The following is a 22302-nucleotide window of genomic DNA, read 5'->3' as shown; positions in this document are numbered from 1 at the left end:
TTTTGTGGTATCCGGAATTTGACAATTGTTCGGTTTTTCTCTGCTTAGCATTCCCTGTCAGTGACAGGTTCTGCTGAAGTACAGGCATAAAAAAAGGCGATGATATCATCGCCTTTTTCACTTCTATGCTTTCAGTGGCCGTTTAATGCACAGCACCTTCCGCTTTTTTCTTCTGCGCGCTCATGAAATGGTACGTCAGTTTGTCAGCGCTCTTATCGAGGGCGACGGAGACTGAACCGCCATCAACCAGCGAACCAAACAGCAATTCGTTAGCCAGTGGTTTCTTCAGGTTCTCCTGTACGGCACGGGTCATTGGGCGTGCGCCCATCGCCTTGTCGTAGCCTTTCACCGTTAACCAGTTGCGTGCTTCGTCGCTGACTTCAAGTGAGACGCCCTTCGCATCCAGCTGCGCCTGCAATTCCACGATGAACTTATCAACAACCTGCTGAATCACTTCAGTGGACAGATGGTTGAACCAGATCACGTTATCCAGGCGGTTACGGAACTCTGGCGTAAACACTTTCTTGATCTCATCCATAGCATCCGGGCTGTTATCCTGATGCACCAGACCAATCGATTTACGTTCGGTTTCACGTACACCGGCGTTGGTAGTCATCACCAGAATCACGTTACGGAAATCCGCTTTACGGCCGTTGTTGTCGGTCAGCGTACCGTTATCCATCACCTGCAACAGCAGGTTGAAGACGTCAGGGTGCGCTTTCTCGATTTCATCCAGCAGCACAACAGAGTGCGGATGCTTCAGCACAGCGTCAGTCAGCAAGCCACCCTGATCAAAGCCGACGTAACCCGGAGGTGCACCAATCAAACGGCTGACGGTGTGACGTTCCATATACTCGGACATATCAAAGCGCAGCAGTTCGATATCCAGCGCTTTTGCGAGCTGAACTGTCACTTCGGTTTTACCCACACCGGTTGGACCGGCGAACAGGAAGGAACCGACAGGCTTATGATCCTGACCCAAACCGGCGCGGCTCATTTTGATCGCTTCGGTCAGAGCTTCAATCGCCGGATCTTGCCCAAACACCAGCATTTTCAGACGATCGCTGAGATTTTTCAGCACATCACGGTCCGTTGAAGAGACGGTTTTTTCCGGAATACGCGCAATACGTGCAACCACGCTTTCAATGTCACTGACGTTGACGGTTTTCTTGCGTTTGCTGACCGGCATCAACCGGCTGCGGGCGCCCGCCTCATCAATGACGTCGATGGCTTTGTCCGGCAAATGACGGTCATTAATGTATTTAACCGACAGCTCCACCGCTGCGCGCACCGCTTTGGCGGTATAACGCACGTCATGGTGTGCTTCATATTTTGTTTTCAGGCCGTTGATGATCTGCACGGTTTCTTCGACAGAAGGCTCAGTGATATCAATCTTCTGGAAGCGACGCGCCAGAGCACGGTCTTTTTCGAAGATATTGCTGAACTCCTGATAAGTCGTAGAACCGATCACCCGAATTTTACCGCTGGAAAGCAGCGGTTTGATCAGATTGGCTGCATCGACTTGCCCGCCAGACGCCGCACCCGCACCGATGATGGTATGGATCTCATCGATAAACAGAATGCTGTTCTTGTCTTGCTCAAGTTGTTTGAGCAGCGATTTGAAACGTTTTTCGAAATCGCCGCGGTATTTGGTGCCTGCCAGCAGTGAACCGATATCCAGAGAATAGAGGGTGCAGTCGGCAATCACTTCCGGCACATCACCCTGCTCGATTCTCCATGCAAGACCTTCGGCAATGGCGGTTTTACCCACACCGGACTCGCCCACCAGCAGTGGGTTATTTTTACGACGGCGGCAAAGTACCTGAATCGCACGCTCAAGCTCTTTGTCACGGCCAATCAGCGGGTCGATCCCTCCCACACGCGCCAACTGGTTAAGATTAGTGGTGAAGTTCTCCATACGATCTTCCCCCGCCGACTGCTCTTCGTTAACTGGGTTTTCTGCATTGTTTGGCGTCTGGCCCGGTTCGTCTTTACGCGTACCGTGAGAGATAAAGTTCACCACATCGAGGCGGCTGACGTCATGTTTGCGCAGCAGATACGCGGCCTGGGATTCCTGTTCGCTGAAAATAGCGACCAGAACGTTTGCGCCAGACACTTCACTACGGCCAGAAGACTGCACGTGGAATACCGCACGTTGCAGAACACGCTGGAAACTCAGCGTAGGCTGGGTGTCGCGCTCTTCTTCACTGGCAGGTAAGGTGGGCGTGGTTTGTTCGATGAACGCTTCCAGTTCCTGGCGTAATGCGACCAGGTCAACGGTACAAGCTTCAAGCGCTTCACGGGCTGCAGGGTTGCTAAGCAACGCCAGCAGCAGGTGCTCCACGGTCATAAACTCATGCCGGTGCTCACGGGCTCTTGCAAAAGCCATGTTGAGACTGAGTTCAAGTTCTTGATTGAGCATAGGCACCTCCCAAATAGATTGCCTTAATCAGGCTTTTTCCAGCGTACACAGCAACGGATGCTCATTCTCCCTGGCATACTCATTCACATGTGCGACTTTGGTTTCAGCGACTTCAGCAGTGTAAACACCGCAGATAGCTTTGCCTTTATAGTGCACCTGGAGCATCAGTTGCGTTGCACGTTCAATATCATAAGAAAAGAACTTTTGCAGCACGTCAATCACAAATTCCATTGGAGTGTAATCGTCGTTGTTTAATATAACTTTATACATAGATGGCGGTTTTACCTCATCCTTTAGCTTGTCCGCCGCTAATTGTTCGAAATTCAGCCAGTCTTGATTCTTACCCATTGCCTGTCCATCACCCTCTGAAGATCAGTTCTGACTTAAAAAGACACTGACACCGCGGTGCTTTGTCTTCAGTCATGACGTTTAACAATCATTTTACCATCTCTTACGCCATCATGCCGCAGCACATAGACCTCTCTTTGCTATCGGCAGAAACGTTGAAATAACGACCAAATTATTTCAATAGCGTTAGCTGCTTCAAAGTTTGGTTATCTGCCCGGAGCCGACAAATGCCGTTCCCTTGACGTCCGGATCAATTCCACTAGAGTGTAATTTCGTACGCTGAATCCCTGTCAGAAACGCCTGCATTCAGCGACGTACGGGCATTCGTGCTCACTTACGGGCTTAATCTCTTCAACTCACCACACAGTCATGAGAGGGAAGTAGAAGCATGGAGACGGGTACTGTTAAATGGTTCAATAATGCTAAGGGCTTTGGTTTCATTTGCCCCTTAAATGGCGGTGAAGATATCTTTGCTCACTACTCCACGATCCAGATGGAGGGTTACCGCACCCTCAAAGCCGGACAGCAAGTCAGCTTCGATGTTCATGAAGGGCCAAAGGGAAATCATGCCAGCCTCATCATTCCGGTGGAAAGTGAAGCAGTCGCCGAACCCGCTGCATAACGCTTATTGTCATACCCTCTTACTACAGATTCTTTTCCAAATGCCGGTCTAACATTGACTGGCATTTTTATTTATGGGGGAGAAACGCCTGAGCTTCAAGTGCCAGCACTGAAAAAGGCACTTATTTGTCAGGTTTGCCCGCGTTGAAATGGCATTTTCTACCGCGGAAATTTACATTTTGTAATATCGAATAAACAGAATCCAAACAGTTGTAAAGCTTTCCCCGCCGCCAAATCTCCGTTGTAATTCGGTTTATTCAGCACCTGTTCAAATAGTCCTATTCGGCCCGCAGGCCCGTGATGAACAGGTACAGTGCAATGACAACTCTCATTTATCCTATCGCAGGTGACCAAAAACGCTCTGGTTTACAGTTGCTGTCTGCGCTGGTTTCCCATCAATCAGTGCCGGGCAAAACGTGGAACCGCACCAGCTTTCGCATGAAGTTTTTGCTGCGTACGCTGTGGTCCCCGCGTGTCACGCTAAACCTGCTGGACTATCTGGCCCAGCATCCGCAGCGCGATGAGATTCTGCAAGCCATGCCTACCCTTCCCTGCAAACTGCACCGTGTTTATCAGGCGGTGAATATCAGCCGTGAGACCGCGCTGAACAACATTATCGCCCATTACGACCATCTCGCTACGCAAGTGCCGCCAGCCATCAACCATGCGCTGCTGAGTGCAAAACCGCTGAACATCGCGATGCTGGAAGGCAAAGAGGGCCAGCGTTTTGCGCTGCAACTCAATGCGGTGTCCCATTATGACAAAGAGGGTGAAGCCTCTTTAATGTTCAAGAATGAATCCGGTGAATCTGTCGCTACAGTGACTTTTTCGCTGATTAACTACATCGGCCAGCCAACGCTGTTTGTCGGTGCGATTCAGGGGCCGAAAGCGCACGTTGAGCACGCTGAAATCCAGAAAGCCACCAAAGCCTGCCACGGTTTATTCCCGAAACGGCTGGTGATGGAAGCAGTGATGCTGGTCGCGGAACTGACCGGGATGACGCAGATTGTGGCGGTCAGCAACCGCACCCATATCTATGAACACCCGCGCTATAAAAAGCGTAAAGGTTTGGTTTTTGCCGATTACGACGGCTTCTGGGAAACCCTGCACGGCATATTGGGCGAGGACGGCTACTTCCACCTGCCGCGCCAGATCCCGCACCGCCCGCTGGAAGAGATCGCCAGCAAGCGCCGTTCAGAGTACCGCCGCCGTTACCAGTTACTCGACGAACTGGAAGCGCAAATCCGTCAGGCTTTTTCACAAGGCTGTGCAGAGCAACGTCGCTCCAGCGCAGCCTAGTCGGCACGCCCGCGTGCCAGCCATGCCACGCGGGAGAACATCTGTCTGAGCAGCGGTGGCACCGAGCTGACACCGCGCTGCGACGCCGCCAGAGCAACATCAATTGCCAGATCAGGTTTAGAAGTCCGGTGGATCGCTTTGTCGATGATCCTGCGCGGTGACATCGGTACGTTTTCAGGCAGTGCCGCGTGGCGGCGGTATACGTCCTCAAAGCCGCCACGGTAAAGAAAGTGTTCGATATCCTGTGAAGGCAGCGCCGTCAGGCGATAGCGCAACGTATCATCATGCGTTTCAACGTTGCTGATCACCGTCGCGGCGTATTTCTTACCCGCTTCGTCGCCGTCCACCAGCACGTGCCACTCAATCCCCATCTGTCTCGCAAAGCGCAACAACGGCTTCAGGCCCGACTGCGCAAACTCAATCACCTTGATCCCTTCTGACTCAAAATGGTAACCACACTGACGCGCAAGTTGGTTGAGCAACCACACTTCTGTCTCTCCTTCCACCAGCAACCAGCAGCGGGCGAAAAGCGATGAGGGTCGGTTAAAACGGATGTGAAAAGCAATGCGGCGGCTGTCTTCCGGGCTCAAACCCTGCGGCCCGATGCTATAAGCCGCTACCCGCCCCGATTCACGCACCAACCGGCAAATTTGCTCGACCGGCACCAGTGAGAGCAGTTCGCCGGAATTGGTTGTCGTGATGCGTTGCAGAGGAAGCTGGTCGAGCAGCCCCCAGGCTACCGACAGCATGATCGGATGCAAGCGGGTTTCAGGGTCTTCTATTAATAGCAGCGGGCGGGCATCAGGGTGTAACAGCACCGAGCCTTTTGCCTGCAACAACGTAGAGAACATCCCCAGCAACATCACCCGCATACTGCGGCTGTTAGGCTCGGCAATCATCCGGTTGATATTCCCCAGTGAACGCCATGCCCGGCGGCTCTCCGCCCTGCCGTGGCGTTTCTGCTGCCACGAGACGCTGTTGGTGGTGCCCTGCTCGGCAAAATAGTGTTCGAGCAGCTGCTGCATGGCGGCCAGCCCGCTGCGCAGTTCACTGTTGGTCAGATTCTGCGGATTATGGATCAGGCCCCGCGTCAGCTCATCGAGTTCACGGGCCATCTGTTCGTTGTTTTTTGCCAGCCTCGGCGCCAGCGTATCGCTGCGCAAACGGCGTATAAAACGCGCATCGCGCAAACGTAAAACCGGATTGAGTGTGATCAGCGCCTGCGCCAGCGGATCAATCGTTTGCAGGTTCAGCGCCTGCCCGTTGGCAGACAGAAAACTGCGCAACGTCAGCACGCTGCCGTCATCATCCAGTTCACCCTCGAGCCGGTAGTAGATCCGCGTCAGTTTATCGGGGCACTTCACCCATAAAGGAGAGAGCGGATTAAACCGGGGCGATGTGTGGTGTCCGGCCTGATTTTCGCAAAAGGTGAAGACGACATGCAGATATTTGGTTTTCTCCTGCTGTTCGCCCGCTGGGAAATAGAAATCTTCTTCTTTAAAGCAGTAAAGTTCAGGCTGCGGTGAGAGCAGCAGCGTCAGGGCATCCAGCAAACTGGATTTACCCCAGGCATTTTCACCTATCAGCACCGTATTGGTGGTCACCGACGAGACACTTTCGTCGTTTATCGGCCCGGTGATTGACGCGCCGCGTCGCGTGGGTTGTGTCAACGTCAGTGAAAGCCGGTTAAGACCGCGAAATCCTGCAATGTCGATATGTTCCAGATACATCAGAGCGCTCTCCTGTGCGACCACCTGTTAGAAGCATGGCGTTAAAAACGCATTCTGGTCAAGCACTCTGGCCATAGCCTGCGTGTTTAAGCGGCTTTACAGTTCGGTAACTTTTGGTTAGCGTGTTGGCCGACTATTCAGGATTCATATCACACACGGACTCACCCCATGTATTCAGGTTTGTTGATCATTCTTTTGCCGCTGATCTTCGGCTATCTCATTCCGGTCAAAAAGGGCGCCCTTCTACATACTATCAACCGGTTATTGAGCTGGATGGTGTATGTGATCCTATTCATTATGGGCATCAGTCTGGCGTTTCTGGATAATCTCAGCACCAATTTAGTACTGATATTTAAATATGCCGGTGCTTTTTTTCTGTGCATTTTTATCGTCAACGTCGTGGCCTTATGGCTGCTTGAACGACGTAAACCGTGGAAAACCACCCATAAGCAGGAATCCCTGCCATCTCGCCTGAATATGGCGCTGGACTCACTGAAACTTTGCGGCGTCGTAGTCGCCGGTTTCCTGCTCGGCCTGACTCAGTGGCACTGGCTGACCTTCGCCTCACAGGCCAGTGAAGCAGCACTGATTTTCCTGCTGGTTCTGGTCGGTGTGCAGTTACGAAATAGCAGTATGACACTGCGCCAGATCATCCTTAACCGCCGCGGTATGCTGGTGGCGGCGGTGGTCGCCGTAAGTTCATTGGCGGGCGGTGCCGTGGCCGCCGTAATGCTCGGTTTACCGCTCAAAACCGGTCTGGCTATCGCCTCCGGTTACGGCTGGTACTCACTGTCCGGTATCGTGCTGACAGACTCCTTCGGGCCGGTGATCGGCAGCGCCGCCTTCTTTAACGATCTGGCCCGTGAACTGGTTGCCATCATGTTGATCCCGACACTCGTGCGCACCAGCCGTTCTTCGGCACTGGGCCTGTGCGGCGCGACGTCTATGGACTTTACCCTGCCGGTACTTCAGCGCAGCGGCGGTCTGGACATGGTTCCGCCAGCGGTGGTACACGGTTTCCTGCTGAGCCTGCTGGCACCGGTATTAATGGCCTTCTTCTCTGCCTGATTTCCCCCTACCGCCGGTCTGCGAACCGGCGGTATCGTCCCTGCCAAAACTTGCGTTATATCAACTCTCCCGCACATAAAACAAAAAGCGCTTCAATTCTTGCCCGGTCAGTTCTAGGCTTATTTTAAAACACGCATTGAAAATGCAACTTATAAAAGGAACTGATGATGTTTTGTGTGCAATGTGAACAAACGGTCCGTACCCCGACGTCCAACGGCTGCGCCTATGCGCAAGGCATGTGTGGCAAAACGGCTGAAACCTCAGACCTGCAAGACTTGCTGGTGGCTGTGTTGCAAGGCCTCTCTGCCTGGGCACTGACCGCCCGTGGCTATGACATCATTGATGCTGAGATCGATGCCTTCGCGCCGCGCGCCTTCTTCTCAACCCTGACCAACGTGAATTTCGACTCAGACCGCATTGTCGAGTACGCCCGTGAAGCCATTGTCTGCCGCGAATCGCTGGCAGCACGCTGCCGCCTGATGGATCCGGCCATCACGGTCGATCACCCGCTGGCACAGCTGGAACTGGCAGGCATTACGCTTCGCGAGTTACAAATTCAGGCGCAGCAGTTTGCGCTCAACAACGATAAAACTGCCGTCGGTGACGATATCCACGGCCTGCGCCTGCTCTGTCTGTATGGTCTGAAAGGGGCCGCCGCGTATATGGAACATGCGCATGTTCTCGGTCAGTCCGATGCCAATATCTATGCCGATTACCACCGTCTGATGGCGTGGCTCGGCACTCAGCCTGCCGACATGAACACCCTGCTGGAAAATGCTATGGGCATCGGCAAGATGAATTTCCACGTGATGGCCATTCTGGATAAGGGTGAAACCGACGCCTACGGCCACCCGGTGCCGACCGTGGTAAACGTTCGCCCGCGCGCAGGCAAGGCAGTCCTTATCTCCGGCCATGACCTGAAAGACCTGCAAATGCTGCTTGAGCAAACCGCAGGCCTCGGTATTAATATTTATACCCATGGGGAGATGCTGCCCGCCCACGGTTATCCGTTACTGAAGAAATACCCGCATCTGGCCGGTAACTATGGCAGCGGCTGGCAGAATCAGCAGATTGAATTTGCCAAGTTCCCTGGCCCGGTGGTGATGACCTCCAACTGCATTATTGATCCTAACGTAGGCAACTACGGCGATCGTATCTGGACCCGCAGCATCGTCGGCTGGCCGGGTGTGAAGCATCTCGAAGGGGAAGATTTCGCCCCTGTCATTCAGCAGGCGCTGGAACAACCGGGCTTCCCGTATAACGAAATTGAGCAAGAGATAACTGTCGGATTTGGCCGCGAAACCCTGCTCGGTGCCGCCGATACCGTCATTGATCTGGTCGCAACCAAACAACTGCGCCATATCTTCCTGATTGGTGGCTGTGACGGCAGCCGTGGCGAGCGCAGTTACTTCACGGATCTCGCCCGTGCTGTGCCACAAGATTGCCTGATCATGACGCTGGCCTGTGGCAAATACCGCTTCAATAAACTCGACTTCGGCACACTCGGGCCGCTGCCACGGCTGCTTGACGTCGGGCAGTGCAACGACGCCTATTCTGCCATCATGCTGGCGGTCAATCTGGCAGAGAAACTCGGCTGCGGCGTTAACGATCTGCCGCTCAGCCTGGTGCTGTCCTGGTTCGAGCAAAAAGCCATCGTGATCCTGCTGACGCTGCTTTCGCTCGGCGTAAAAAATATTGCCACCGGCCCGACGGCACCGGCATTTCTGACAGACAACCTGCTCGCCGTGCTGAATGAAAAATTTGGCCTGCGCGCCATCAGCTCCGTTGAGCAGGATTTGAAAATGATGTTGCCGGAGTAATGCACGATGAATTTTCCTTTATTTGCCGATCAGCCCACGCTGCTGTGTCAGAACCGGATGCAGGTGCATGACATTCGCCGCGAAACGCCCGACGTCTGGACGCTTTCGCTGTTCAGCCACGTCTTTTACCCGTACCATCCCGGCCAGTTTGCGCTGGTCAATACCGGTCACGGCGGCGATGTGCAACGCGCCTATACGCTCTCGTCCACGCCGGGCGTCAGCCGCTTTATTACCCTCACCGTGCGAAATATTGAAAACGGCGCAGGTTCTGGGTGGCTGACGCAGCGGGTAAAACCGGGCGATTATCTGTGGCTCAGCGATGCGCAGGGCGAATTCACCTGCAACAGCCAACAGCCGTTGTTACTGCTGGCGGCAGGCTGCGGTGTGACGCCGGTGATGTCGATAGCGCGCGACGTACTGGCTCATCACCCTACGCAAAGCGTGCAGGTGTTTTACAGCGTACGTACTGCGCAGGACATTATTTTTGCTGCCGAATGGCAACGGCTGGCCACGCAATATGCACCGCTTCGCCTGACTGTTCTGGCCGAAAAGGATGCCGCACCAGGCCAGATCACCGGGCGGCTGAGTCAGGATATTCTGCAAACGCAGGTACCGGATATCCGTGCACGCCGGGTGATGATCTGCGGGCCTGCGCCCTACATGCAACTGGCTGAAAACTGGGCGCTGGCACTCGGCGTAGCGGCGGACAATATCGTTACAGAGCAGTTTCAGGCGGTGGCAGCGCCGGTTTCTCAAGAGTATCAGCTCACCCTGACCCGCCTCACGCCGCTGAAAAACTACCGCGTACCGGTCGGCACAACGCTGCTTTCTGCCATGGAGCAACACGACATACCGGTAACGGCCGCCTGCCGTGCCGGCGTCTGCGGCAGTTGCAAAACCCGCATTCTCTCCGGCGACTATCAGACCACCAGCCAGATGACGCTGACCGCAGAAGAGATCGCACAAGGCTACGTTCTGGCCTGTAGCTGCCAGCTACAGGGCGACCTCACGCTGGCTTAACCCCCGCGTTGCCCCGCAGCCCGTTCATGACTTTTTACAGTCATGCCGGGCAATTTTACAAATCTACCGCATCCTTCCGCCGCGACTTAGGTATGGTTTAGGCCTGAGCATTCATCGCCGTGATCATTGAACTATGATTAACGCAGTTATTTTTTGAATACACGGAAAGGATCTAAAAATGAAACACAGCGTAGCGTCATTACTGGCAAAAACTCTTGAGCAGGCAGGCGTCAAAAGGATTTGGGGCGTCACCGGCGACTCACTCAACGGGCTGAGCGACAGCCTCAATAAAATGGGCACCATCGAATGGATGGGCACGCGTCACGAAGAGGTGGCGGCGTTCGCAGCCGGTGCCGAAGCCCAGCTGACCGGCGAACTGGCGGTGTGCGCCGGTTCCTGCGGACCGGGCAACCTGCATCTCATCAACGGTTTGTATGACTGCCACCGCAACCACGTCCCCGTGGTGGCCATTGCCGCGCATATCCCTTCCAGCGAAATCGGCACCGGTTATTTTCAAGAAACCCATCCGACCGAGCTGTTCCGCGAGTGCAGCCATTATTGTGAAATGATCACCAATCCGGAGCAGCTTCCTCAGGTGCTGGGCATTGCCATGCGCAAAGCCATTCTTAACCGTGGTGTCTCAGTGATTGTGCTGCCGGGCGACGTGGCGCTGAAACCTGCTCCGGAAGAAGCCACCGCCAAATGGTATCCGCCACAGTTGCCGGTGGTGCAGCCGAACCCGTCCGAGATGGAAAAACTGGCGGTTGCGCTTAATGGCGCGAAAAATATTACCCTGATGTGCGGCAGCGGCTGTGCCGGTGCACATGACGAAGTGGTGAAACTGGCCGAAATCCTCAAAGCGCCGGTGGTACATGCGCTGCGCGGTAAAGAGCATATCGAATGGGACAACCCCTACAGCGTCGGGATGACCGGTCTGATTGGTTTCTCGTCCGGTTTCCACGCCATGATGAACGCCGACACGCTGATCCTGCTCGGCACCCAGTTCCCGTACCGCGCTTTCTACCCGACCGACGCCAACATCATTCAGGTTGATATCAATCCGGGCAGCATCGGCGCGCATTGCCAGGTCGATATGGCGCTGGTCGGTGACATTAAGTCCACCCTGACCGCCCTGCTGCCTAATTTACAGGAGAAAACCGACCGCAAATTCCTCGACAAGGCGCTGAAACACTACGCCGAAACGCGTAAAGATCTCGACGGGCTCGCGACGCTTAACGACAAGCAGGCGATCCACCCTCAGTATCTGGCACAACAGATCAGCCGTTTTGCCGCTGCCGATGCGGTATTCACCTGCGACGTGGGTACGCCGACCGTCTGGGCCTGTCGCTACCTGCAAATGAACGGCAAACGCCGTCTGATTGGTTCCTTTAACCATGGCTCTATGGCCAATGCCATGCCGCAGGCACTGGGCGCGCAGGCTATTGACCGCAACCGTCAGGTAGTGGCGATGTGCGGTGACGGCGGATTTACCATGCTGATGGGGGATTTCCTGACGCTGGCACAGCAAAAACTGCCGGTGAAAATCATCATTTTCAACAACAGCGTGCTGGGTTTTGTGGCGATGGAAATGAAAGCCGGTGGCTATCTGACTGACGGCACCGAGCTGAAAAACCCGAACTTTGCCGCCATGGCTGAAGCTGCCGGTATCAAAGGGATCCGCGTTGAGAAGGCGTCCGACGTCGATGCCGCATTGCAGGATGCCTTCGCCTATGAAGGGCCGGTTCTGGTGGATGTTGTGACCGCCACCGACGAACTGGCGATGCCACCGCAAATCAAATTCGAGCAGGCCAAAGGCTTCAGCTTGTATATGTTGCGCGCGGTGATTAACGGCCGCGGCGACGAAGTGGTAGAACTGGCAAAAACCAACTGGCTGCGATAAGCCCGCTGGCGCTATAGTGATAAAAGCAGGGCGGTGTCCGCTCTGCTTTTTATTTTTCGCTTTTCGCCCTTCCCCTCCACAATGCACAAGGAAAATGACGTTGATCGATTTACGCAGTGATACCGTAACGCGCCCAAGTGATGCCATGCGTCAGGCGATGGCCAGCGCTGAAGTCGGTGATGATGTGTACGGCGATGACCCGACTGTCAATGCTTTACAGGAGATGGCCGCAGCACTGACCGGTAAAGAAGCGGCGCTGTTCCTGCCCACCGGTACGCAGGCCAATCTGGTGGCATTGCTGACCCACTGTCAGCGCGGCGAAGAGTATATTGTCGGCCAGAAAGCCCACAACTATATGTACGAGGCGGGCGGTGCCGCCGTGCTCGGCAGCATTCAGCCGCAGCCGCTGGATATGGAAGCGGACGGGTCGATTTCGCTGGATAAAATCGCCGCCGCAATTAAGCCTGACGATATTCATTTTGCCCGCACCCGTCTCCTGAGTCTGGAAAATACCCACAGCGGTAAAGTCCTGCCACTGGATTATCTGCAAAAAGCCTTCGCCTTCACGCGGGAAAAAGGGCTGGCACTGCATATCGACGGGGCACGTATCATGAACGCCGCCGTGTCGCTGAACGTACCGCTTATCGACATCACCCAATATTGCGACACCTTGACCATCTGCCTGTCAAAAGGGTTGGGGACGCCGGTCGGCTCGCTGCTGTGTGGCAGCAAAGAGTATATTCACCGCGCGAACCGCTGGCGGAAAATGACCGGCGGCGGTATGCGTCAGGCCGGTATTCTGGCGGCAGCGGGCATTTATGCGCTGGAAAACAACGTCGCTCGTTTGCAGGAAGACCACGATAACGCCCGCTGGCTGGAACAACAATTGCGCGATATCGGCGTGGAGATTGCAGAGCCCGGAGCGCAAACCAACATCTTATACGTCAAACAGAGTCCCGATCTGGCCGCTAAAATGGGCCCATGGATGCGCGAACGCGGCGTGCTCATCAGTGCAGGTCCGCTGACGCGCGTCATCACGCATATCGACATTAGCCGCACTGACCTGCAAAAAGTAGTGTCGTTGTGGCGTGACTTCCTGCAACATCACGCCTGATAAGATTTCCGGCGGCACGGTTCGGGCACAAAACACCCCCCACTACGCTGCCGGTTTTCACCTCTTTCCCTAAAATGAGCAAAATGGATGATGCCTGCTTCAATATTTGACGGACGGGTATTTAACGGACGAATAGTGGTGCTGGGCGCCAGCGGTTATGTTGGTCAACACCTGACGTCACATTTAAGCCAACAGGGCTTTCAGGTTACCGCCGCGGCCCGCCGCCTCGACTGGCTGCAACAGCAAAAGTGGCCGAATGTGCGCTGCTGCTTTGCTGACGTTTATCAGAGTAAGAGTCTGAAAGAAGCCTTCGAAGGGGCTGACGTTCTGGTCTATCTGGTTCACGCGATGGCAGAAGAAGACGATCTGCTGGAAAAGGAGCGACAGGCGGCGCAAAACACCCTGCTGGCGCTGAAAGACTCCACCATCAAACACATTATCTATCTCGGGTCGATGCAGCCACAGGAGAGCCACTCGGCCCATCTTCAGGCGCGCAAACTGACCGGCGATTTACTGCGCATGGGCGATATCCCCGTCACCGAACTGCGGGCGGGCATCATCATTGGTGCCGGTTCTGCGGCGTTCGAAGTGATGCGAGATATGGTGTACAACCTTGCCGTGCTGACGCCCCCGCGCTGGGTGCGCTCTAAATCATCACCGCTGGCACTGGAAAACCTGCTGAATTATCTCAGCGGTCTTATCGTCGCGCCTGCCGATGCGCACCGCCAGTTTGACGCGGCAGGACCGGAATACATCAGCTATCAGACCCTGTTCGAGCGCTTTATTGCCATCAGTGGTAAACGCCGCTGGTTGATCCCGATCCCGTTGCCAACGGCGATGATCTCCACCTATTTCATCAGCATGATCACGTCGGTTCCCACGCCGCTGGCTAAGGCGCTGATCCAGGGTTTGAATCATGATTTGCCAGCCGACAGTGCGGCGTTGCAAGCATTAATTCCTCAGACACTGATCCCGGTGGATGACGCCATCCGGCAAACGCTGGCGAAAGAGGAGCAGCAAGTTCTCGACTCAACCGACTGGCATTACGACGCTGACGCCCGCGCCCGCTGGCGGCCAGGTTATGGTTATTACCCGAAGCAGGCCGGATTTACCCTTGAAACCTCAGCCACGAAAGCGGCATTGTGGCAAGTCGTGCAGCAGCTCGGCGGCAAAGAGGGCTATTTTTATGCCAACGTGATATGGAAACTGCGGGCACGAATTGACGATGTGATCGGCGGGCGTGTGGTGTATGGCCGCCCTGAGCGCGATCAGCTGAAAATTGGCGATAAAATTGACGGCTGGAAAGTGATTGCACTGAAACCGCAGCGCGAACTTTCTCTGCTGTTTGGCATGAAAGCGCCGGGCCTCGGCCGGCTGACGTTCACCATCACCGACCACGGTGAAAGCCGCAGTATCGATGTGCGTGCCTGGTGGCACCCGGCAGGTTTCAGCGGTTTGTTATACTGGTTCAGTATGATGCCCGCGCATCAATTTATTTTCCGTGGTATGGCAAAACGCATCGCCAGCCTTGCGCGGCAAAAAGATCGTTGTGGCCGCTGACAGCGGCTTATTTCGCGCGCAATCGCACAGTTTCAGACAAGCAGACATCGCTTACCCATTGCAACCCGCACAATTTCACGAAAGAATGGCACCCTTCTTGCTGAGAGGTTCCAGGCCTAGCCAACACTCTCTGATATATGAACAAATACTCAAAATCATTCGTGTCGCAGCAAGGCAGTAAACGAATGACAAATCGGTTAACCGCTTTGAACAGCGCTCGCGCTGCCCCGTAGGATGAGATGACGGAAGTCAATGATTCGGGTGACAAATCTGCAGGAGCAGATTTGAACGCTGCTTGCAGCGGCCCCTTCAGGGGCGAGGCCCAGGGACGGAACGAGTAATGAGTGCCGCTAACGCCGCTGCACCAAAAGTAGGCGCCTCTAGACGATGCGAAGGATGAAGAGCAGTTATGAAGGTATTGGTCACCGGTGCTAGCAGCGGTTTAGGCCGCAATGCGGTGGAGTTTCTGCGCAATAAAGGCATTAAAGTCAGGGCGACGGGCCGTAACGCCGCCATGGGTTCGCTGTTGCAGAAAATGGGCGCTGAATTCATTCACGCCGATCTCACCACGCTGGTTTCTGCTCAGGCAAAAGCTCTGCTGGCCGATGTCGATACCGTATGGCACTGCTCAGGAATGATTGCTCCGTGGGGCAGCGAACAGGATTTCGAACTGGCCAACGTGCGCGCCACGCGCCGCCTCGGTGAATGGGCTACTGCTTATGGCGTCGGCAGCTTTGTGCATATGTCCTCGCCGGCGGTCTATTTCGATTTCCACCATCACCGCAATATCAAAGAAGATTTCCGCCCGAACCGTTATGCCAACTCTTTTGCCCGCAGCAAAGCGGCGGCTGAACAGGTGATCGCTACGCTGGCGCTGTCCAATCCCCAAACTCACTTCACTATTTTGCGCCCGCAAGGTGTATTCGGCCCGCACGACAACGTGCTGTTGCCGCGCCTGCTGCAAATGCTGAAATACGGTGGAACGCTCATGCTGCCCCGCGGTGGCGAGGCGCTGGTGGATATGACGTACGTGGAAAACGTGGTGCATGCCATGTGGCTGGCGTCGGAAACGCAGACCACAGAATCCGGCCGCGCGTTTAATATCACCAACCAGCAACCGCGCCCGCTGCGCACGCTGGTGCAACATCTGATGGATGCGCTGGAGATGAAGTACCGTATCCGCTCGGTGCCTTACCCGCTGCTGGACATGATGGCGCGCGGCATGGAGAAGTTCAGCAAAAGCTCGCACAAAGAGCCGGTGCTGACGCATTACAGCGTCGCCAAACTCAATTTTGATCTTACGCTTGATACCCAGCGAGCGCAGGATGAACTGGGCTATCACCCCGTGGTGTCGCTAGATCAGGGCATTATCCGCACCGCCAACTGGCTGCGTGACCACGGACGCCTCCAGGGTCTGCAAAGCGTCGGGTCAAAGCGCGACTAACCCCTTCTCAGCTCTTATCGGGATATTGCGCTAACAGCGCGCTGATGATCGCGTCGCTTTCAGCATCTGCCTCGCCACGGTAATTCTCCGGCCTGAAATGCATCTGGAACGCCGCAATCACGCGGCGCTGCTGTTTGTCCGTCATGTTGTCAGTCAGCGGATACCCGTATTTCCCCAGTTTCACCAGCAACATCTGCGCATCTACCGGCTGATATCGGTCACGTCCCGCGAGATTCGCCTGTATCCGGTTTGCATCCGGCCATACACCAATCCCCCGCTTCGCCAGTTCCTGCCACGGGAACAGCGGTCCCGGATCGTCTTTGCGCTGCGGCGCGATATCACTGTGACCAACCACATTACGCGGCTCAATCTGATAACGGGCAATGATTTGTTCACTCAGCGACGCCAGCAGATCGATTTGCGCAGGCGGGTACGGGTAGAATTTTTTGCCGAGTAAATGCGCGCTGTAGCCTCTGTTTTCCAGCTCAATACCCACCGAGGTGTCATTAAGATTAGTTCGCCCTCGCCAGCCGCTGGCCCCCGCGTGCCACGCGCGCAGGGATTCCGGCACCAGTTGCCACGCCACCGGTTTCCCCTCTTCCAGAGGCGGGTGCGCCGGGATCAGATAATGCGCACTGACGTGCTCATCAGTAAGCGTGTTTAATGCGTTGTGGAAATCTTCAGCAGTGTAATGGATCACCAGAAAGCGCACGCGCTGATCCGCGCCCTGTGCCTGCCGCTGGGTTTCCAGCCGGTAGGGAAGATGTTGGTCCTCTGACGGCGGAGATGACTGACAACCTGCCAGCAATAAACCGCAGAATACTGCCCCTGCAGGCAGCAAAAAGCGCCTCATGGGCGACTAACGATGGTTAAATTTTGCATAAGTATTCCTTATTAATTGCCGTCCGTATGCTCCGCGCAGTGCAGCGCGGTTTGCCAGCCAGTATAGCGCAAGCCAATCCGGCCGATTTCACACCGCACCATGCAGCAATTGAAATCGGTTTTATACTGTATGATAAAGAAAGTCATGGTGAAAACGTTCAATCTTTCAGTAAGGAATACGATGAAATATAAAACACTTGCCGCCGCGATCCCCCTGGTGCTGACCCTGAGCGCCTGTACTACGGTTGACCCCGCATTTAAGGACATTGGCACGCGTACCTCGCCATGCGTTGACGGCGGCCCGGACACCGTGGCGCAGAAATTTTATGATCTGCGCATTCAGAAAGGCGGCGCTGGCCTGCCCGACAGCAGCCAGTTGGCCGAGTACCGCCCTTACCTGAGTACCGGTTTGTATAACGAACTGTTAAAAGCGCAGTCGGAACATAAAGTGGATATCGCCGCGACCCCGAATGAAAAACCGGGTGCTACCGATGGTGATGTCTTCTCCAGCCTGTTCGATGGCCCGACCTCGGCCTCCGTAGACAGCGCCTCGACCATTCCAAACACCGATGCCCGTAACATTCCGCTGCGCGTCACAATGTCGCACCAGAAAGGTAACGGGGCTAAATCAACCTGGAAAGATGAAGTGCTGATGATACGTGAAGGCCATTGCTGGGCCGTCGACGACGTGCGCTATATGGCTAATCTCGACTTCGCCTCGAGCGGCACACTTCGCCAGGTTCTGGAAAATCAGTAAGTCTGCATAACAGCAGTCAGGCCCGCGTGATCCGGGCCTGACTTTTTCTCTGTTAACCACTGCGTAACAATATCTTGTGCTATGCTTTGGCAGTTCTACACCTCACTCATAAATTTTATCCCGCGATCGTTGCATAACTATGCTACGGAAGTTACCATCTGCGGCATCAATGGCTATTCACTATTTGCGCATGAGTATTCAACTAAATAACATCAATTGCTTCTACGGCGCACATCAGGCGCTGTTCGACATTCAGCTCGACTGCCCTGCCGGAGAAACACTCGTGTTACTCGGGCCAAGCGGTGCGGGGAAAAGTTCTCTTCTGCGGGTCTTAAACCTGCTGGAAATGCCGCGGTCAGGCACCTTGCAGATAGCCGGGAACACCTTCGAATTCACCCAAAAACCAGACGAGAAAGCGGTGCGTGAACTGCGCCAAAACGTCGGCATGGTGTTTCAGCAATACAATTTATGGCCGCACCGCACGGTGCTCGACAACTTACTGGAAGCTCCGATGCGTGTGCTGGGTCTGAGTAAAGATGTCGCCATGAAACGCGCTGAAAAACTGTTGACCCGTTTGCGTCTGACTGATTATGCCAGCCGGTTCCCCCTGCATCTTTCGGGTGGTCAGCAGCAGCGCGTGGCTATTGCCCGTGCGTTGATGATGGAACCTCAGGTATTACTGTTTGACGAACCCACCGCGGCGTTGGATCCGGAAATTACTGCCCAAATCGTGAGTATTATTCGCGAACTGGCCGGTACCGGCATCACGCAGGTTATCGTGACCCACGAAGTGGAAGTGGCGCGTAAAACGGCCAGCCGCGTGGTGTACATGGAAAACGGTCGCATTGTTGAACAGGGCGATGCTTCCTGCTTTACCCAGCCGCAAACCAAAGAGTTTGCCAGCTATCTGTCACATTGATCTCATTGATGGTTACTACGGAGTTTGCGATGAAAAAATTATTAATTGCTGCTGTTCTGGCAAGCGTCAGTTTATCCGCCAGCGCGGCTGAAACCATCCGTTTCGCGATGGAAGCCTCTTATCCTCCGTTTGAATTCGTGGATACCAGCAATAAGATTCAGGGCTTCGACGTCGATCTGGCGAACGCCATGTGTAAAGAGATGCAGGCAGACTGTACCTTTACCAACCAGGCGTTTGACAGCCTGATCCCAAGCCTGAAATTCCGTCGTTTTGACGCAGTGATTTCTGGTATGGACATCACGGCCGACCGTGAGAAGCAGGTTTCCTTCACTAATGCTTACTACGATAACTCCGCCATTTTCATCGCTGAGAAAGGGAAATTTGCCGATCTTGCGGCCCTGAAAGGCAAGCGCGTAGGGATGCAGAACGGTTCCACTCACCAGAAATTCCTGATGGAAAAACATCCGGAAATCACTGCAGTCCCTTACGACAGCTATCAGAATGCCGTACTGGATCTGAAAAATGGCCGTCTTGACGCCGTGTTCGGTGACACCGCCGTCGTAAACGAGTGGCTGAAGCAGAACCCTAATCTGGCTGCCATTGGCGACAAAATTACCGATAAAACGTACTTCGGTTCCGGTCTGGGTATCGCTGTTCGTCAAAACAACACCGAACTGTTAACTAAAATGAATGCAGCCCTGGCAAAAGTGAAACAAGATGGCACTTACCAGACCCTATATTCAAAATGGTTCCAGCAATAAGTTTTGCTATCAATGAATGAATTCCAACCTTTAGCCAGCGCCGCCGGGATGACCGTCGGCCTTGCCCTGTGTGCACTGGTCCTCGGCCTGTTTCTGGCGATGATTTTTGCCGTCTGGGAATCAGCGCCGTGGAAGCCCGTTAGCTGGCTCGGTACCGCGTGGGTCACTATCCTACGTGGTCTGCCGGAAATTCTGGTGGTGCTGTTTATCTATTTCGGCTCATCCCAGCTGCTGGTGGTGCTCGCCGATGGCTTCAACATCAATTTCGGCCTGTTCCAGTTACCGGTAAAACTGCCTATCGATAACTTCGAAGTCAGCCCGTTTGTCTGCGGGGTGATTGCGCTGTCACTGCTTTATTCAGCTTATGCTTCGCAGACACTGCGCGGCGCGCTGAAAGCCGTACCGCAGGGACAGTGGGAATCCGGCCAGGTGCTGGGCATGAAAAAAGCGGCGATTTTCTTTCGCCTGATCATGCCGCAAATGTGGCGTCACGCGTTACCGGGCCTGAGCAATCAGTGGCTGGTACTGCTTAAGGACACCGCGCTGGTATCGCTTATCAGCGTAAATGACCTGATGCTGCAAACCAAAAGCATCGCCACACGGACTCAGGAGCCGTTTACCTGGTACATGATCGCCGGCGGGATTTATCTGGTCGTCACCCTGTTCAGCCAGTTTGTTATCAAACGCATCGAACTCCGTACCACCCGCTTTGAACGGAGTGCTTCCTGATGTGGGAATACTTACCTGAAGTCATGAAAGGGCTGCACACCAGCCTGACCCTGACCGTCGCGGCACTGATCGTCGCCCTGCTGCTGGCACTGATTTTCACCGTCGTCTTGACGCTGAAAGTGCCGGTGCTGAGCCAGATTGTGAAAGGTTACATCACGCTGTTTACCGGTACGCCGTTGCTGGTGCAGATCTTCCTTATTTACTACGGCCCGGGGCAATTTCCGTCAATTCGTGAAATCCCGTGGTTATGGGAAGTGCTGTCGCAACCGTGGCTTTGCGCGATGTTTGCGCTGGCGCTGAACAGTGCGGCATACACCACGCAGCTGTTTGCCGGTGCGATGCGCGCGATTCCATCAGGCCAGTGGCAATCATGCGAAGCGCTGGGTATGTCGAAAGCACAATCGCTGCGTATTCTGCTGCCGTTTGCTTTCAAGCGTGCGCTGTCGTCTTACTCCAATGAAGTGGTGCTGGTGTTTAAAAGTACCTCTCTGGCCTATACGATTACGCTGATGGATGTCATGGGTCACAGCCAGCTGATGTACGGCCGGACTTACGACGTGATGGTGTTTGGTGCTGCGGGTGTTGTTTACTTGTGTGTGAACGGTCTGCTGACACTCATGATGCGCCTGATTGAGCGCCGTGCTCTGGCCTTCGAGCGCCGTAATTAACCGATTGTGATAAAAATACGCTACGCTGAAAAGGCGGCCTTCGGGTCGCCTTTTTACTTTGAAGCACGTCCCAGCGACTTAAAACTTGCGAGACATCTCGCATTCTTGCAACGCAACATTCAATTTTCATAAAAATAGAGATCTGCATCACACAAAATCAGATGAAAGGCCCATAGAATGATTCCCCGTAAATCCTCAAGGATCACACCTCATGCATTCCCGTTTCACTGACGCATTCGCCACACTGCCCGCCGCACTTCAGACCGCACTCGAACCGTTGCTCAGCCGTGACGATTTCCCGGCTATGCTGACCGCCGCTCAGGTTGCGGACGTCCGTACGCAAACGGGTCTGGATGATGACGCGCTGGCCTTTGCACTGCTGCCACTGGCTGCCGCTTGCTCCATTACGCCCATTTCACATTTTCACGTCGGGGCCGTCGCACGTGGGGTTTCAGGTAATCTCTACTTTGGCGCCAATATGGAGTTCAGCGGCGTGTCCATGCAGCAAACCGTCCATGCCGAGCAGTCCGCCGTGACCCACGCCTGGCTGCGTGGCGAAGCGAAACTGGCCTCCATCACCGTCAACTACACGCCGTGCGGCCATTGCCGTCAGTTTATGAACGAGCTTAACAGCGGCACAGCGCTGAATATCCACCTGCCGGACCGCGACGTCGCGACGCTCGGTGACTACCTGCCCTATTCGTTCGGGCCGAAAGACCTGGATATCACCACGCTGCTGATGGATAAGGTTGACCACGGTTACAGCATTGCAGAAACGGATGACATCAGTCAGCAGGCGCTGCAAGCCTGTAATCAGAGCCACGCCCCTTATAGCCAGTCGCACAGCGGTATCGCGCTGGAGACCGAGAACGGCAAGATTTTCGCCGGGCGCTATGCGGAAAATGCTGCCTTCAACCCAAGCCTGCCACCGTTGCAGGGGGCGCTGATCTTGTTGAATATGTCCGGTGAAGATTGCATGAAAATCCGCCGTGCCGTTTTGATCGAACGCCCGCAGCCGCTGGTCAGCCAGCACGACGCCACCCGCTCCACGCTGGCCGCACTCGGCTGTGAAGAGCTCACCGCCCTGACACTGTAAGCTTCTGTTCGAAACATTGACGGGCGCTTAAACCCTGCCCGTCAATGCGCCCTGATTTGAAATCCCTCTTTGGCATTGTTACCCTTCCCACAGAAATCCGACATAAATCACAAATTCCCGGCCTTTCGTCATAGCCTGATAACA

At 54.7% G+C, this 22302-nt stretch carries 19 protein-coding genes; 15 read left to right on the top strand and 4 right to left on the bottom strand.

The window, feature by feature from the left end; genetic code table 11:
- Positions 1–142: 142 nt before the first annotated feature.
- Both clpA and clpS read right to left on the bottom strand, forming a co-directional pair.
- Positions 143–2422, bottom strand: coding sequence for an ATP-dependent Clp protease ATP-binding subunit ClpA (clpA, locus tag ACZRKO_RS03320; RefSeq protein WP_463735834.1), 2280 nt, complete (start codon positions 2420–2422; stop codon positions 143–145).
- 27 nt (positions 2423–2449) lie between these two features.
- Positions 2450–2770 (bottom strand): ATP-dependent Clp protease adapter ClpS, encoded by a 321-nt coding sequence (clpS, locus tag ACZRKO_RS03315; protein ID WP_463735833.1) that lies wholly within the window; start codon positions 2768–2770, stop codon positions 2450–2452.
- A 388-nt stretch (positions 2771–3158) separates the two neighbouring features.
- On the opposite strand from clpS, the gene cspD reads away from it, so the two are divergent.
- Positions 3159–3392 carry a cold shock-like protein CspD gene (cspD, locus tag ACZRKO_RS03310; RefSeq protein WP_463735832.1) on the top strand — a complete coding sequence of 78 codons (234 nt, stop codon included), beginning with the start codon at positions 3159–3161 and terminating at the stop codon, positions 3390–3392.
- A 317-nt stretch (positions 3393–3709) separates the two neighbouring features.
- Complete coding sequence (locus tag ACZRKO_RS03305) at positions 3710–4690, top strand: VirK/YbjX family protein (protein WP_463735831.1); 981 nt, start codon at positions 3710–3712, stop codon at positions 4688–4690.
- Here ACZRKO_RS03305 and ACZRKO_RS03300 read toward each other — a convergent pair.
- Positions 4687–6420 carry a DUF2813 domain-containing protein gene (locus ACZRKO_RS03300; protein WP_463735830.1) on the bottom strand — a complete coding sequence of 578 codons (1734 nt, stop codon included), beginning with the start codon at positions 6418–6420 and terminating at the stop codon, positions 4687–4689. The genes ACZRKO_RS03305 and ACZRKO_RS03300 overlap by 4 nt on opposite strands.
- A 168-nt stretch (positions 6421–6588) precedes the next feature.
- Between ACZRKO_RS03300 and ACZRKO_RS03295 the strand changes: the two genes are divergently transcribed.
- The 7 genes from ACZRKO_RS03295 (at position 6589) to ACZRKO_RS03265 (ending at position 16346) form a co-directional block, all read left to right on the top strand.
- Entirely contained in the window at positions 6589–7488 is a 900-nt protein-coding gene (locus tag ACZRKO_RS03295) for a LysO family transporter (protein ID WP_463735829.1), read from the top strand.
- Between the two features lie 167 nt (positions 7489–7655).
- Complete coding sequence (hcp, locus tag ACZRKO_RS03290) at positions 7656–9308, top strand: hydroxylamine reductase (RefSeq protein WP_463737456.1); 1653 nt, start codon at positions 7656–7658, stop codon at positions 9306–9308.
- Between the two features lie 6 nt (positions 9309–9314).
- Positions 9315–10328 carry an NADH oxidoreductase gene (gene hcr, locus ACZRKO_RS03285; RefSeq protein ID WP_463735828.1) on the top strand — a complete coding sequence of 338 codons (1014 nt, stop codon included), beginning with the start codon at positions 9315–9317 and terminating at the stop codon, positions 10326–10328.
- A 178-nt stretch (positions 10329–10506) separates the two neighbouring features.
- The gene (gene poxB, locus ACZRKO_RS03280; RefSeq protein WP_463735827.1) at positions 10507–12228 is read left to right on the top strand and encodes a ubiquinone-dependent pyruvate dehydrogenase; all 1722 of its coding nucleotides are present in this window, start codon (positions 10507–10509) and stop codon (positions 12226–12228) included.
- A gap of 94 nt (positions 12229–12322) precedes the next feature.
- The gene (gene ltaE / locus ACZRKO_RS03275) at positions 12323–13342 is read left to right on the top strand and encodes a low-specificity L-threonine aldolase (RefSeq protein ID WP_463735826.1); all 1020 of its coding nucleotides are present in this window, start codon (positions 12323–12325) and stop codon (positions 13340–13342) included.
- An 87-nt stretch (positions 13343–13429) separates the two neighbouring features.
- Complete coding sequence (locus ACZRKO_RS03270; RefSeq protein WP_463735825.1) at positions 13430–14902, top strand: DUF2867 domain-containing protein; 1473 nt, start codon at positions 13430–13432, stop codon at positions 14900–14902.
- Positions 14903–15311: 409 nt separating this feature from the next.
- A complete protein-coding gene (locus tag ACZRKO_RS03265; protein ID WP_463735824.1) occupies positions 15312–16346 on the top strand; it encodes an NAD-dependent epimerase/dehydratase family protein in 1035 nt (344 codons plus the stop codon).
- 7 nt (positions 16347–16353) lie between these two features.
- Here ACZRKO_RS03265 and ACZRKO_RS03260 read toward each other — a convergent pair whose 3' ends face one another.
- The gene (locus tag ACZRKO_RS03260; protein WP_463735823.1) at positions 16354–17199 is read right to left on the bottom strand and encodes an N-acetylmuramoyl-L-alanine amidase; all 846 of its coding nucleotides are present in this window, start codon (positions 17197–17199) and stop codon (positions 16354–16356) included.
- 210 nt (positions 17200–17409) lie between these two features.
- On the opposite strand from ACZRKO_RS03260, the gene ACZRKO_RS03255 reads away from it, so the two are divergent.
- From ACZRKO_RS03255 to cdd, 6 genes are all read left to right on the top strand, one after another.
- Positions 17410–17985, top strand: a complete 576-nt coding sequence (locus ACZRKO_RS03255) for a lipoprotein (RefSeq protein ID WP_463735822.1) — start codon at positions 17410–17412, stop codon at positions 17983–17985.
- Between the two features lie 190 nt (positions 17986–18175).
- A complete protein-coding gene (gene artP, locus ACZRKO_RS03250) occupies positions 18176–18904 on the top strand; it encodes an arginine ABC transporter ATP-binding protein ArtP (RefSeq protein ID WP_463737455.1) in 729 nt (242 codons plus the stop codon).
- A 29-nt stretch (positions 18905–18933) separates the two neighbouring features.
- Entirely contained in the window at positions 18934–19665 is a 732-nt protein-coding gene (gene artJ, locus ACZRKO_RS03245; RefSeq protein ID WP_463735821.1) for an arginine ABC transporter substrate-binding protein, read from the top strand.
- Between the two features lie 12 nt (positions 19666–19677).
- Positions 19678–20394: an arginine ABC transporter permease ArtQ gene (gene artQ / locus ACZRKO_RS03240; RefSeq protein WP_463735820.1), complete on the top strand. Its 717-nt coding sequence runs from the start codon at positions 19678–19680 to the stop codon at positions 20392–20394.
- A complete protein-coding gene (gene artM / locus ACZRKO_RS03235; RefSeq protein ID WP_463735819.1) occupies positions 20394–21062 on the top strand; it encodes an arginine ABC transporter permease ArtM in 669 nt (222 codons plus the stop codon). The genes artQ and artM overlap by 1 nt, the downstream gene beginning before the upstream one ends.
- Before the next feature lie 211 nt (positions 21063–21273).
- Positions 21274–22158, top strand: a complete 885-nt coding sequence (gene cdd, locus ACZRKO_RS03230; RefSeq protein WP_463735818.1) for a cytidine deaminase — start codon at positions 21274–21276, stop codon at positions 22156–22158.
- The last annotated feature ends 144 nt before the right edge of the window (positions 22159–22302 follow it).

This window comes from Ewingella sp. C233 (assembly GCF_055407225.1).
Note: the sequence above shows the minus strand (reverse complement) of the source record. Positions and strands in the feature narration are given on the sequence as shown.